Origin of the sequence: Lentzea flava (assembly GCF_014648475.1) — a bacterium.
GTDB lineage: Bacteria > Actinomycetota > Actinomycetes > Mycobacteriales > Pseudonocardiaceae > Lentzea > Lentzea flava.
In genome coordinates, this window is record NZ_BMRE01000001.1 from 130,836 (window position 1) to 143,727 (window position 12,892).

Annotated in this window: 17 protein-coding genes; 10 read left to right on the top strand and 7 right to left on the bottom strand. The window is 71.4% G+C overall.

The genetic code is table 11. The features are described from left to right. Nucleotides 1-10 precede the first annotated feature (10 nt). From IEZ09_RS00605 to IEZ09_RS00630, 6 genes are all read left to right on the top strand, one after another. A complete protein-coding gene (locus IEZ09_RS00605; RefSeq protein WP_189251522.1) occupies nucleotides 11-823 on the top strand; it encodes a DUF3097 domain-containing protein in 813 nt (270 codons plus the stop codon). 42 nt (nucleotides 824-865) lie between these two features. Next, nucleotides 866-1,291 carry an NfeD family protein gene (locus IEZ09_RS00610; RefSeq protein ID WP_189251523.1) on the top strand — a complete coding sequence of 142 codons (426 nt, stop codon included), beginning with the start codon at nucleotides 866-868 and terminating at the stop codon, nucleotides 1,289-1,291. 21 nt (nucleotides 1,292-1,312) lie between these two features. After that, entirely contained in the window at nucleotides 1,313-2,518 is a 1,206-nt protein-coding gene (locus IEZ09_RS00615; protein ID WP_301324600.1) for an SPFH domain-containing protein, read from the top strand. Nucleotides 2,519-2,699: 181 nt separating this feature from the next. Beyond that, entirely contained in the window at nucleotides 2,700-3,122 is a 423-nt protein-coding gene (locus IEZ09_RS00620) for a YciI family protein (protein ID WP_189251524.1), read from the top strand. Nucleotides 3,123-3,135: 13 nt separating this feature from the next. Further along, nucleotides 3,136-4,413, top strand: a complete 1,278-nt coding sequence (locus IEZ09_RS00625; protein ID WP_189251525.1) for an RNA polymerase sigma factor — start codon at nucleotides 3,136-3,138, stop codon at nucleotides 4,411-4,413. Nucleotides 4,414-4,497: 84 nt separating this feature from the next. Next, entirely contained in the window at nucleotides 4,498-5,574 is a 1,077-nt protein-coding gene (locus tag IEZ09_RS00630; RefSeq protein ID WP_189251526.1) for a hypothetical protein, read from the top strand. A 36-nt stretch (nucleotides 5,575-5,610) separates the two neighbouring features. Here the strand turns inward: IEZ09_RS00630 and IEZ09_RS00635 are convergent, their stop codons facing one another. Continuing rightward, the gene (locus IEZ09_RS00635; RefSeq protein ID WP_189251527.1) at nucleotides 5,611-7,035 is read right to left on the bottom strand and encodes an amidase; all 1,425 of its coding nucleotides are present in this window, start codon (nucleotides 7,033-7,035) and stop codon (nucleotides 5,611-5,613) included. Between the two features lie 50 nt (nucleotides 7,036-7,085). Here IEZ09_RS00635 and IEZ09_RS00640 point away from each other — a divergent pair, with 50 nt between their 5' ends. Both IEZ09_RS00640 and IEZ09_RS00645 read left to right on the top strand, forming a co-directional pair. Beyond that, nucleotides 7,086-7,592, top strand: coding sequence for an NlpC/P60 family protein (locus IEZ09_RS00640; protein ID WP_229812131.1), 507 nt, complete (start codon nucleotides 7,086-7,088; stop codon nucleotides 7,590-7,592). 70 nt (nucleotides 7,593-7,662) lie between these two features. Next, a complete protein-coding gene (locus tag IEZ09_RS00645; protein ID WP_189251528.1) occupies nucleotides 7,663-8,496 on the top strand; it encodes a pentapeptide repeat-containing protein in 834 nt (277 codons plus the stop codon). On the opposite strand, the gene IEZ09_RS00650 is transcribed toward IEZ09_RS00645, so the two are convergent. Continuing rightward, a complete protein-coding gene (locus tag IEZ09_RS00650) occupies nucleotides 8,484-8,984 on the bottom strand; it encodes a CGNR zinc finger domain-containing protein (RefSeq protein ID WP_189251529.1) in 501 nt (166 codons plus the stop codon). The genes IEZ09_RS00645 and IEZ09_RS00650 overlap by 13 nt on opposite strands. A gap of 26 nt (nucleotides 8,985-9,010) precedes the next feature. Here IEZ09_RS00650 and IEZ09_RS00655 point away from each other — a divergent pair, with 26 nt between their 5' ends. Then, complete coding sequence (locus tag IEZ09_RS00655; protein ID WP_189251530.1) at nucleotides 9,011-9,217, top strand: hypothetical protein; 207 nt, start codon at nucleotides 9,011-9,013, stop codon at nucleotides 9,215-9,217. Further along, a complete protein-coding gene (locus IEZ09_RS00660; RefSeq protein ID WP_229812132.1) occupies nucleotides 9,204-9,818 on the top strand; it encodes a TetR/AcrR family transcriptional regulator in 615 nt (204 codons plus the stop codon). Before IEZ09_RS00655 ends, IEZ09_RS00660 begins: the two co-directional genes overlap by 14 nt. On the opposite strand, the gene IEZ09_RS00665 is transcribed toward IEZ09_RS00660, so the two are convergent. The 5 genes from IEZ09_RS00665 to IEZ09_RS00685 form a co-directional block, all read right to left on the bottom strand. Continuing rightward, the gene (locus tag IEZ09_RS00665; RefSeq protein WP_189251531.1) at nucleotides 9,772-10,449 is read right to left on the bottom strand and encodes a hypothetical protein; all 678 of its coding nucleotides are present in this window, start codon (nucleotides 10,447-10,449) and stop codon (nucleotides 9,772-9,774) included. The genes IEZ09_RS00660 and IEZ09_RS00665 overlap by 47 nt on opposite strands. A gap of 9 nt (nucleotides 10,450-10,458) precedes the next feature. Continuing rightward, nucleotides 10,459-11,007: an AAA family ATPase gene (locus IEZ09_RS00670; RefSeq protein ID WP_189251532.1), complete on the bottom strand. Its 549-nt coding sequence runs from the start codon at nucleotides 11,005-11,007 to the stop codon at nucleotides 10,459-10,461. A gap of 9 nt (nucleotides 11,008-11,016) precedes the next feature. Further along, entirely contained in the window at nucleotides 11,017-11,880 is an 864-nt protein-coding gene (locus IEZ09_RS00675) for a ferredoxin family protein (protein WP_189251533.1), read from the bottom strand. 83 nt (nucleotides 11,881-11,963) lie between these two features. Further along, nucleotides 11,964-12,287, bottom strand: coding sequence for a hypothetical protein (locus IEZ09_RS00680; protein WP_189251534.1), 324 nt, complete (start codon nucleotides 12,285-12,287; stop codon nucleotides 11,964-11,966). Continuing rightward, complete coding sequence (locus IEZ09_RS00685) at nucleotides 12,284-12,871, bottom strand: PadR family transcriptional regulator (protein ID WP_189251535.1); 588 nt, start codon at nucleotides 12,869-12,871, stop codon at nucleotides 12,284-12,286. The genes IEZ09_RS00680 and IEZ09_RS00685 overlap by 4 nt, the downstream gene beginning before the upstream one ends. Nucleotides 12,872-12,892: the final 21 nt, after the last annotated feature.

Here is a 12,892-nt window from a genome sequence, read left to right on the forward strand (position 1 = left end):
GTTGCGGGTCGTGCGATCTCACGACTACGGCCGCGACGTCCTGTCCACCCCGAAGCGCAAGAAGGTCCCCGAGATCCCGGCCGAACCCGGCCTCGTCGTCGAGGACCCCGCCAGCGGCTTCTGCGGTGCCGTCGTGAGGTTCGAGCACGGTCAGGTCGTCCTGGAGGACCGCCACGGCCGCCACCGCCTGTTCCCGCTCACCCCCGCCGGGTTCCTGCTCGACGGCCGGCCCGTCACCCTCGTCAAACCCGCGCCGCAACAGCACAAGCCCCGCATCAGCGCGTCCGGTTCCGTGCGGGTCGAAGGCCTGCGCGCGCAGACCGCCAAGGCCAGCCGCATCTGGGTCGAGGGCAAGCACGACGCCGAGCTCGTCGAACGCGTCTGGGGTCACGACCTGCGCGTCGAGGGCATCGTCGTGGAACCGCTCGACGGTGTCGACGACCTGCCCGCCCGCATCGCCGAGTTCGGCACCGCGCCGCACCGCCGCCTGGGCGTGCTGGTCGACCACCTCGTCGCGGGCTCCAAGGAACAGCGCATCGTCGAGCAGATCCACGACGCCAACGTCCTGGTCACCGGCCACCCCTACGTCGACATCTGGCAGGCCGTGAAGCCGCAGGCCGTGCGGATCGAGGCCTGGCCGGTCGTCCCCATGAACGTCCCGTGGAAGGAAGGCGTCTGCGCGGCGCTGGGCTGGGGCGAGACCTGGGAGGGCTGGCAGCGCGTGCTCGGCGCCGTCGGCAGCTACCGCGACATCGAGTCCGATCTGCTCGGCGCGGTCGAGCGGTTGATCGATTTCGTCACGGTCGGGGGCCCAGCACGGTGAATCTCGGCGCCGCGTGCTGCCCGGTGGTGTATGTATGGGCGCATGGCCGCGCTGATCTGGCTGATCGTCGGGATACTGCTCGTCGTCGCCGAGGTTCTCTCCGGTGACTTCGTGCTGGTCATGCTCGGCGCCGCCGCTCTGGCCGCGGCGGGTGTGTCCGCACTGGGCGCCGCCGACCTGGTGAGCGTGCTCGTCTTCGCCGCGACGTCGCTCGGTCTGATCGTCGGTGCCCGGCCGGTGCTCAAGAGGCGGCTGCAGCTCGGCTCGGGGATCAAGATGCACCACGAGGCGCTGCTCGGCAGCAGGGCCGTCGCGTTGACCGCGGTCGACGAGAACGGCGGGCAGGTCAAGATCGGCGGCGACACCTGGAGCGCGCGCACCCTCGACGGGTCCGTGATCGAAGCAGGCGAAGCCGTCACCGTTGTCGAGATCTCGGGTGCGACCGCCGTGGTCATCGCGGCTGTGTGACCCAGAAGGATGTGAACCGAGTTGGACCCGATCACCGCTGTGGTCGTGGCCGTCATCGCGATCTTCGTGCTGACCGTCGCCGTGAAGTCGGTGCTGGTCATCCCGCAGGCGCAGGCCGCCGTCATCGAACGCCTCGGCCGCTTCCGCACCACCGCGGCGCCCGGCCTGAACATCATCGTGCCGTTCATCGACAAGGTGCGGGCCCGCATCGACCTGCGCGAGCAGGTCGTGTCGTTCCCGCCGCAGCCGGTGATCACGCAGGACAACCTGACGGTGTCCATCGACACGGTCGTGTACTTCCAGGTCACCGACCCGCGCAGTGCGGTGTACGAGATCTCCAACTACATCGTCGGTGTCGAGCAGCTGACGATCACGACGCTGCGCAACCTCGTCGGTGGCATGAGCCTGGAGGAGACCCTCACCTCCCGCGACCACATCAACGGCCAGCTGCGCGGTGTCCTCGACGAGGCGACCGGCCGGTGGGGCCTGCGCGTCGCCCGCGTCGAGCTGAAGTCCATCGACCCGCCACCGTCCATTCAGGACTCGATGGAGAAGCAGATGCGCGCCGACCGCGAGAAGCGCGCCATGATCCTCACCGCAGAGGGCCAGCGGGAGTCGTCGATCAAGACCGCGGAGGGGCAGAAGCAGTCGCAGATCCTCGCCGCCGAGGGCGCCAAGCAGGCGGCGATCCTCGCCGCGGAGGCCGAGCGGCAGTCCGCGATCCTGCGCGCGCAGGGTGAACGTGCCGCCCGCTACCTGCAGGCGCAGGGCCAGGCCAAGGCCATCGAGAAGGTCTTCGCCGCCATCAAGGACGGCCGCCCGACGCCGGAGGTGCTGGCCTACCAGTACCTGCAGACGTTGCCGCAGATGGCCCAAGGCGACGCGAACAAGGTGTGGATGATCCCGTCCGACTACGGCAAGGCCCTGGAAGGGTTCGCCCGCATGCTCGGCGCGCCCGGCGACGACGGCGTGTTCCGCTACGAACCGCCCGCCGACACCGGTGAGCGCGTCAAGCCGGAGGAGGACGACCCGTCGGTCGCCGACTGGTTCGACACCGCGCCGGACCCGAAGGTCGCCGAGGCCGTCGCCGCCGCGGAAGCCGTGGCGCGCAAGGAGGTGCCCGGGCCGCTGAGCACCCCGCCGCGGTCGGTCGGTACCGCCGCGCCCGTGCCGGAGCTCGAGGCGGAGCAGCCTCGCTCCCTGCACCAGCCCGACGACGAGGCCTGAGCCCCGCACGACACGAGCGGCCCGCCCGGCACCCTCGGGCGGGCCGCTCACGTGTGTGACCAGCTCGAACCGCAATCCGTCAAAAATCTTCAGCCACCGTGTCGATCCAACGTGCTCCTCATCCGACCTCCGGATGCATAGGGTCCCCGACGAACGTGCACCACCACTGGGAGGAACCACCATGAAGTTCATGCTCATCTGGCGCCAGACCTCCGACGACGCGTGGGAGAAGCTCGGCGACATCGACTTCGACCAGATGCTGGAGACCGTGGGCCGCTTCAACGAGTCGATGATCGAGGCCGGTGTGCTCGTCGCCGCCGAGGGCCTCGCGCCCGCCGAGGAAGGCGTGGTCGTGGACTTCTCCAGCGAGCCGCCGGTCGTCACCGACGGCCCCTACGGTGAGACCAAGGAACTGTTCAACGGCTTCTACCTGATCAACGTCGCCTCCAAGGAGGAGGCGATCGAGTGGGCCAAGCGCTCCCCGCTCACCGGCCCCGGCTTCAAGACCGAGATCCGCCGCGTCCCCACGATCGACGAGTTCCCGCAGGACAACGAGTGGATCAAGAAGGAGCGGGCGTGGCGCGAGGCGAACAACCAGCTCTGATTTGATCTGACCCATGAGCGACCCCACCGGCCGCAAGGCCGTCGCCGCGGTGTGGCGCATCGAGTCCGCGCGGATCATCGGTGCGCTGACCCGCTACACCGGCGACTTCGCGCTGGCCGAGGACCTCGCCCAGGAAGCACTGGCCGAGGCGCTGGTGACCTGGCCGCGTGAAGGCGTGCCGAACAACCCGGCCGGGTGGTTGCTCACGGTCGGCCGGCGCCGCGCGATCGACGCGTTCCGCCGCCGCAGCACCCGTGACGAGAAGTACGCCGCCCTCGCCCGCAACCTGGCCGAGGGCGGCGCGCTCACCGGTGCCGTCGACCCCGCACCCGCGCCCGACGACGTGCTGTGGGACCCGGACCAGATCGACGACGACACCCTCGCGCTGATCTTCACCTCGTGTCACCCGGTGCTGTCGCGCGAGGCGGGGGTGGCGCTGACGTTGCGCGTGATCGGCGGTCTGACCAGCGACGAGATCGCGCGGGCGTTCCTGGTGCCGACCGCGACCGTGCAGGCCCGCATCACCAGGGCGAAGAAGACCCTGGGTGCGGCGAACGTGCCGTTCGAGGTGCCGCCCGCCGGCGAACGCCCCGCGCGCCTGGCGCAGGTGCTCAGCGTGATCTACCTGATCTTCACCGAGGGCTCGTCGGCCAGCTCCGGTGACGAGGTCATGCGTCTGGACCTCGCCGGGGAGGCCCAGCGCCTGGCCAGGATCCTGTCGCGGCTGATGCCGGGCGAACCCGAGTGCCACAGCCTGCTCGCGCTGCTCGAGCTGACCGCCGCCCGGTTCCCGGCCCGCCGCGGCCCCGACGGCGAGACCGTGCTGCTGGAGGACCAGGACCGCCGCCGCTGGGACCGTTCCGCGATCGCCCGCGGCCGCGCGGCGCTGGCCAAGGCCGCCGAGGCGGGCCGCGGCTACGGTTACTACGGGCTGCAGGCCGCGATCGCCGAGTGCCACGCGCTGGCGCCGTCGGTCGAGGAGACCAACTGGAACCGCATCGTCGCCCTCTACGAGGCCCTCGGCCGGCTCGCCCCGTCCCCGGTCGTGGACCTCAACCGCGCGGTCGCCGTGTCGATGGCGAAGGGGCCCGCCGAGGCGCTGCCGATCGTCGACGACCTGGCCGCGACCGACGCGTTCAAAGGCTCGCACCAGCTACCCGGAGTGCGCGGCGAGCTGCTGCGCCGCCTGGGCCGTCTGGACGAGGCGCGCACCGAGCTGGAGCAGGCCATTCGCTTGTGCGGCAACGAACGCGAACGTGCCGTGCTGACGCGGAAACTCGCCGAGCTGTAGGCGTCTGACCACGCGGGGTCAACCTTAAATCCGTTAGGGCGACATCTGTAGCACTCGACCGGGCGACGCGGGAATGATGTTGTGATGACCTCGCTGCCCGCCACAGTCGCCTCCGCGTTGCTCGAGGCCGACGGCGAGGACGCGGACTGGCCGGCCCGCTGGCAGGCCCTCACGGGCGTGTCGGTGGAGCTGCAGTCGTTGCTGGTCACCGACCCCGGCCCGGAGCTGGTCGGGCTGATCGAGCAGATCGTCACCCAGCTGGCCGACGGAGTGGCGAGCACCCGAAGACACCGGGTCGAGCTCGCCGAGCTCGCCCACCGCGTGCTGGGCACCCACGCCCGCGCGTGCGCCCAGACCAGGCCCGACCCGGTCCGGCTCGCCGACTGGCTGCTCGACCTGCAGCTGCAGCACCCCGACGCGCCCGACGTGAGCCTCGCCGCCTACGCCGACGCGCTCGACGAGGAGGGGCTGAGCCACTACCGGGAGCGCGCGGTGGCGTTGTTCGAGCCGCTGCCGGTGATCGGATTCGGTGAGACCGGCCGCTACGACCGGGCTCGCTGGGCGTTGCTGCGGGTGATGGAGGAGCTCGCCGAGTACACCGACGACGTCGATTTGCAGCTGCTGGTGCTGTCGAAGGACCTGTCGTCGGGCTGGCACTACCTGCAGGTCGCGACCGTGCTGCGGGACAACGGCCGGGGCGACGAGGCGCTGGAATGGGTCGAACGCGGCCTGCACGCGGTCGGCGGGCGGGGTGCCGCGCTGCGGCTGATCGACCTGGCCGTGGAGGAGCACCTGCGGCGGGGCAGTCCGCAGCGGGCGGTGCAGGTGTGCAAGGAGGCGTTCTTCGCCCGGCCCAACCTCGACGTCTACCTCAAGATCCGGGCGCTGGTCGTGCACACCGACGAGTGGCCGCCGGTGCGGGCGGAGCTCGTGAACCACCTCGTGCAGGACGGCAGCCGGCTCGCGATCGAGGTCTACCGGCGCATCGTCGAGGTCGAGCTCGCCCGGCGCGGCATCGAGGAGCAGGACCTCGTCGTCGAATGGCTCGAACAACTACGCGGCCTGCAGCCCGACGCGTTCGCCGACTACCTGGAGCACATCAAGTCCCGGCACGTCGCGGACCGTCAACTGCTCGACGAGTTGTCCCGACGAGGACTCTGACCATTTCCGGTTCGGATAGTCCGTCCTCGTACTATCCTAGTTCGCATGACCGAGGCCGGAGGGGGTCCGGTCCGCCCACGGCCGAGCACGCTCCAGCTGGGCGGACACCGACAGCAGCGTGCACTCGTCGTGGCGGCGGCCCACCAGCTGCACCGCGAGCGGCAGGCCGGAGGACGTGCGGCCCGCGGGCACGACGGCGGCCGGGTTGCCCACGACGTTCCAGATCTGCAGGAACGTCGTGTAGTGCGAGGCGGCCAGCAGCGCCGCGACGACGTTGCGGTGGTCCCACTCGCCGACGCGGATCGGCGGCCGGGTCAGTGCCGGGGTGAGCAGCACGTCGACCGAGCCGAAGATCCGGTTCGCGTACGCGGTGAGCGCCGCGTCGTCCTTGCGGGCCCAGCGGACCAGCCCGCGCGGCAGGCGCCGGCCCAGCTCGGCGACCGCGCGGGTGCGGGGCTCGACGAGGTCGGGGAACTCCATGCCGGCGCGCGCCAGGTGGGCGTTGTGCAGGTACCGCACGGCGAACTGGGTCGAGGCGACCAGGTCGCGCAGCGGCGGGTCGATGCGCACGACGTCGTGGCCGAGGTCGGTGAGCAGCGCGGCGGTGTCCTGCACGGCGTCGCGGACCTCGTCGGCGATCGGGATGCCCGGCCCCCACGGCCGCAGCGACACCCCGATCCGCAGCGTGCCCGGATCGGTCGTGGCCGCCTCGCTGAAGCTGGTCCGCGGCGGGTGCGCGACGTGCAGGTCACCGGGTGCCGCGCCGTGGATCTGGTCGGCGACCAGCGCCCAGTCCAGCACCGTGCGGGTGATCGGCCCCGCGACGACGAGGCCTCCCCACACCTCGCGGTCGGGTGCGAGCGAGACGCGGCCGCGCTGGGGCTTGAGCCCGAACAGTCCCGTCACGGCGGACGGGATGCGGATCGACCCGGCGCCGTCGGTGCCGATGGCCGCCGCCGCGAGCCCGGCCGCGACCGCCGCGGCCGACCCTCCGCTGGAGCCGCCGGGGGAGTGCGTCGGCGACCACGGGTTGCGCGTCGGCCCCGCCCAGCCGCTCTCGGTGTAGGGCCACAGCCCCAGCTCGGGCATCCGGGTGCGGCCGATGATCACCGCTCCCGCCTTGCGCAGACGGGCGACGATCGCGGAGTCCGCCGGTTCCGGCGTGCGGGCGGCGTTGGTGCCCTTCGTCGTCGGCAGACCCGCGATCGCGATGTCCTCCTTGACCGCGATCGGCACCCCCAGCAGGGGCAAGTCCTCGCCGCGCGACTTCCGTTCGTCCGCGGCCTCGGCTTCCGCGAGGGCCTGCTCGGCGAACACCGCGCGGAACGCGTTGAGCTGCGGATCGACGCGCTCGATGCGCGCCAGGTGCCCGGCGACCAGGTCACGGGCGGTCACCTCACCGGACCGCACGGCGTGCGCCTGCCGCGCGACCCCGGCGAACCACAGCTGTGTCAGCTCCATGAACCGACCCTAAGCGCCGACAGGTGATCTACGGAATGGGAGTTCCGCGCATGAGAGTTCTCGCGATGGCGGCCACCGTCCTCGTTGCCATGAGCACGACCCTGGTCTCGGCGTTGCCTGCCCAGGCCGCGACGATCAGCCGCGCCGACATGATCGCGCGCGCCAAGACGTGGCTGACGGCCAACAACGGCGGGCCCGTGCCGTACAGCCAGACCAGCTACTGGGGCGCGGAGGGCTACCGGCAGGACTGCTCCGGCTACGTCTCGATGGCCGCCAAGATCGGCGCGCCCGGCCAGCGCACCGTCGAGCTGTACGACACCTACTCGACCGCGGTCGCGGCCAAGGACATGCGGTGGGGCGACATCGTCGTCGACCCGGTCGGCACCGGCACCACCCGGCACGTCGTGATCTTCGAGAAGTGGGCCGACCCGTACAAGAGCGCGTACTGGGCCTACGAGCAGCGCGACGTCTACGGCACCACGTACCGCGTCCTGAAGTACGGCCTGAGCGGCACCGACGGGTACTACCCGCGCAAGCTCAACAACGTGACCGGCTGACAGGTCAATGGGTGCCGCGTTGAACTCCGCCACTGTCTGATGGAATGGCCCAGGTCACATCATCGAGTGCATGGTGTCTCTCTCGCGCTGGCTGACCAGGCTGACCTTCCACCACGACGTCGAGGTGCTCCCGTCTCGCCCAGCACGAACACCGTTGCAGGACATCCGCTCCCGGCTGCTGGCCCGCGACGCCGACGTGCGCCTGGGCGGTCTGCGTGACTGGGCCGAGTACGGCGCACGGGCGGTGGAGCACCGGCAGCCGGCGCTGGACGTGCTGTGCGGGGCGCTGCGGGAGCTGCCGTGGCCGGGCACCGAGATCGACCAGCGGTGGCGGATGGTCCTGCAGGCCAGCCTGACCGCGCACCTGCGGCCGGGACCCGGTTTCTGGCTGGACAGCGAGATCGACCTGCGGCACACCACGCTCGTCGGCTTCGACCTGTCGCAGTGCCGGGTGGGCCGTGCCCGGTTCGACGGCACCCGGTTCCTCGGCGACGCCCGCTTCGACCAGGCCACGTTTCTCGGCGACCTCGACCTGAACGGCGCGTTCTTCGGGCGGCACGTCGTGTTCACGCAGTCGGTGTTCGCCCGCGGGCTCGGGCTGCGCGGGGCGACGGTGTGCGGCAACGGCGAGTTCTCCGGCGTCCACGCCGCCGGCGCGGTGACGCTGCGCGGCACCCGGTTGTCCGGGCGCGCGGATTTCACCGGTGCCCGGTTCGGCTCGGACGTGGACTGCTCGCACGTGCGGTTCGGCGGGCGGGCGCTGTTCCGGCGGGCCTGGTTCGCCGGCGCGGCGTCGTTCGCCGGCACGTGGTTCCGCGGCCGCGAGGACTTCGTGGACGCCGCGTTCGGCGGCGAGACGTCGTTCGAGAACACCCGGTTCGGGCACCGCGTTCACGCCGACTGACGGCTGCGGTGATTCGCCACGGCGACGCGGTTGGCGCACTTGGTGGAGCAGAACCGGCGTCGCCCGTTCCGGCTGGTGTCGACGAACACCGTGTCGCAGCCGTCGCGGTCGCACCAGCCGATGCGCCCGGCGTCCTCGCAGAACAACGCGGCCATGCCCGCCGCCGTGTAGGCCTTGACCCGCACGTCGGTTGGGGCGTCCTCGCGCGCGTAGTGCAGGTGCGGCGCGCGGCCGTCGTGGGTGGAGATGTAGTGCGTGGTCGACGATTCGGCCAGCAGTTCGTTGAGCAGGTCGACGGCCGGTGCGCGGAAGACCTGCCGCAGCCGCTCGATCCAGTCTCGTACGTCACGTTCCTGACGGGCGTCCAGCGAGCCCAGCGGCTTGTAGTCGGAGGCTTTCAGCACGTCGAGCACGGGTGTGGCGGGGTCCGCGTTGACCAGCTTCGCGGCGAGCTCGGCCGCCGCCCCGCCGTAAGGGTTGAAATGCACTAGACCATGACATCAGGCTGGGGTGCATGATCGCCACCTGCCCCGCCTGCCGCTGGCCCTGCTCGTCCGCCGTCTCCGCCCACCGCTTCGTGTCCTACGTCCGCTGTGTCTGCGGCCTGTTCCTGGTCGTCGAACGCGGGGTGATCATCGCGACCGCCGGGACCAGCACGTTCGCCCCGATTCACCACACCCGTGGTGATCTTGCTAGTGTCCCGGACCGTGAGCCGTCGTGATCTTCTGTGCGACACCGCGATCCAGATCCTCGCGGTGGAAGGCGGCCGGGGACTGACCCACCGCGCGATCGACCGCGAGGCCGGCGTCCCCATCGGCACCACCAAGAACTACTTCCCGACCCGCGAGTCGATCCTCGAGGCCGCGGCGGCGCGCATGACCGCGTTGCACCGCGCCGCCGTCGACCGCCTGCGCGAGACCACCCCGGCCGACATCAGCGCCTCCGACGTGGCCGAGCTCTACCCGGCGCTGCTGCGCCGCGCGGTGGCCGACGACCCGACCCAGATGCTCGCGATGGTCGAGCTGTACCTGGAGGCCGTGCGCCGTCCCGGGGTGCGCGCGGCCCTGTCGGGGATGGTGGTGGCCAACGCCGAGGCCGGTGCGGCGTTGCAGCAGGCGGCCGGGCTGCCCTCGACCGTGCGCGACACCGGGCTGCTCGACGCCTACTTCCTCGGGGTGGCGATCTCGCTGCTGGCGTTGCCGGTGGAGACGCTCGAGACCGTCGGGCTGGACGACCCGTACGCGCTCGGGATCGGCGTGTTCTCCGCGACCGTGCCTAACGCCGGCCCGTCACCAGAACGGCGATCAGCAGAATCAGGCTGATCACCGCGGGCACCACGCACGCGACGGCGAGCATCGCCAGCCCGAACTGGTCACCGCCGTCCGGTGTGCCGGGAACCGCCGACATGGCCCACGCGGCGACACCTCCGCCGACGAGCGTGATCGACCCCAGCACCGCGACGGCACGCCCCTTGACCTGCTTGCGCACCGGTTCACGGGCCGCGGCGGCGCAGTGGGTGCCCAGCGCGGCGACGATCACGCGGCTGTCCTGGGTGAGGCCGGTGAAGTGCAGCAGCGCCCCGTCGTCGAAGCGGATCGTGCAGTCGATGTCCGAGCCGGTGTAGGAGTAGGTGCCGCGTTCGGCGACGTCGACGGCCGTGACCTGGTCCCACGTCCACTCCCGGCGCACGCCGCCGAACTCGTGCGCGAGACCGTCCTCGTAGAGCTCGATCACCTCGGGCTTGCCCGCCTTGCGCAGCAGCACCACCGCGGCCGGGCCGGCGATCAGCAGGGGGAAGGCGGCGAAGACCAGCGCGTACTGCGCCCCGCCCAGGTCGATCACGAACATCAGCGCCAGCAGCAGGGCGCTGGCCAGCGCGACGATCAGCAGCACGCGGCCCAGGACGCGTCTTCGGCCGTTGGCGACGACATGTGTGCTCCGCAGGGGACCCATCCGATCAACCTACCGACCGGGTCCGACAGTTCCCGGTTCTTCCGCCAGGGCGGCCATCAGCGTTTCGTACGTCCGGCCGGGGTCGGCGCCGTCGGTCTCGATCACGACGCTGGCGGGCGTGAGGTAGGCGGCGAGGTGCTGGTGGATGCGGCGGATCACGGTGGCGCCGCCCATCGCCTCGACGGCGGCGTCGACGTGGTGGTCACGCCCCCGGAAGCGGTCGATCGTGGTCTCGGGCGCGGCGAGCAGCACGAACTCCCGGTACCGCGCGCCCGCCGCCGCGGCGGCCTGGGCGAAGGCCGCGCGCTGGCCGCGGTCGGTGACCAGCTGCGGCATGACGACGTCGTGGCCGGAGGACAGGTGCCGGGCGGCCATGGCGAGGGCGAGCGGGCGGACGAGGGTGACGGTGCCGAGGAAGTCCTCGCGCCAGCCGCCGATGAGCCGGACGATCTCGTCGGCGTCGAGGTTGAGCGTCTTGGGGTGCTCGTCGGCGTAGCGGGCGGCGATGGTCGACTTGCCGACGCCGGTGGGGCCGTTGAGGTGGATCAAGCTGGGCACGAGGCCACGTTAGCGGCAGACCTTCGCGAGCTCGTCGATCGCGGTGGCGACCAGGGCGATCGCGATGTCGGGGAACTTCCCGCAGCTCGCGGGCCGCGGCGGCACCGGCTGCTCGGCGAGCGTCACCCGCCACTCGCGGCCGTCGGCGTGCCGCACGGTCGCGGAGTCGTCGGTCTCGCCGACGACGGTGAGCACGTCGCGGGTCTCGCCGATCTGGGCGCGGACGGCGACCTCGGCGACCTGCCCTCGCGGGGTGAAGCAGGACCGGCCGCGGCACCGGTCGGCGAGGATGCCCTCGGTGACGACGCGTTGGGCCAACTGGTGGTCGAGTCGTCCGTACAGGTGACCGGTGGGCAGCAGGACGCCGGTGGGGGCGAAGCGGTGCCCGCCGGTGTGCGTGCACTCCCACAGGTTCAGCGCGGTGGCGATCGGGCGGCCGTACAGGGCGCAGCAGACGTCGCGTTTGCTGTTCGTGCAGACCAGCAGCAGCGGGTCGTCGACAGGGGTGCCGAACGCGGTGGAGCGGCCCTCGCCGAGTGCGGCGAAGTCGAGTTCGAGCGCCTCTTCCGGGGCGGCCAGGTCGGCCTGTTCGAGCCAGGACGCGCCGGGCTTCGTCGAGGCCAGGTACACGCGGCGGCTGCCGGGGACGCGGTGGTCGGCGTGCTTGCCAGGACGGCGGATCAGCAGGATGCGCACACCGGTGCCGGCGGCGCGGCGCTGCAGTTCGGCACCGAGCTCGGGGTCGAGGTGGCTCTCCACGATCGCGTCGCGGCCCCACGGGCCCGGCTGCTCCAGGCACAGCCACGCCGTCGCGGTCGCGGCCGTGCCGGCCAGCGGTTCGCCCGCGAAATCGGAGAGTATCGAGCACCTCATCTGCACACTCTATACGGCCGTTCGGGTGAGGAATAAGGTCACCCTTACCTGGTTTCACTGTGACGGCCGGGTCGAAACGCGGGTCAGCTTTCGAGCTGGGCGATCCGCTCGCGCAGCCCCTGCTCCAGGCGGGCCCGGTAGCCGAGGAACAGCTTGTTCGCCAGATACGGCGCCCAGTTGCCCTGGCGGGAGATGTTGTAGACGCGGTGCACGAGCAGCGCGCCGTCGAGGTGGGGGTGCAGCGAGTCCTCGCCGCGGTACCACCAGTCGCCCCAGTAGGCGATCACGCCTCGTTCGCGGTCGACGAGCCGGTGCGACCCGGACTCGCCGGCGTCGGTGAACATCCGTTCCCGCACGTGCTCCAGCGGCGCGCGCACGACGCCGGACACCTCGAACAGCAGTCTCATCGGTGCTTGTCCTCCCAGTCCTCGTAGCCGCCGACGGTGCCGTCGCGGGTGGCGGCGGCGAACCAGGCGAGCCAGGCGCGTTCGGCGCGCAGCATGGCCATCCGGTAGTCGAGCTCGATCCACGCGAGCTGCGGCAGCCCCATGCCGGCGAGCTTCTCCAGCAGCACGGCCAGCGCGGTGAGCTGCTCACCGACGGCCGCTTCGCGTTGTTCGACGACGGCGAGCGCGTCGTGCGGTGGCAGCAGGCCGACCATCGAGATCCCGGCCTCGAACCGCCGGTACTCCTTGGCGGGGACGGCGATCAGCTCGCGCAGCCAGTCGTGCAGCTCGGCGGTGCCCGCCTCGGTGACCGCGTAGACGGTGCGTTCGGGGCGGTTGCCGGCCTTCTGCGTGGCGCCGGCGGTGATCAGCTCGTGGCGGTGCAGCTGCTCGACGACGGTGTAGAGGGAGCCGTAGTTGAGCTTGATCACCTCCTCCTGGTGGCGTTCGCGCATGGTCTGCGCCATCTCGTAGGGGTGCATGGGCCGTTCCGACAGCAGTGCCAGCACCGCGAGGGCCAGCGGGTTCGTGCGCTTGAACGTCATATCCGCTCCCGTATATCCGGC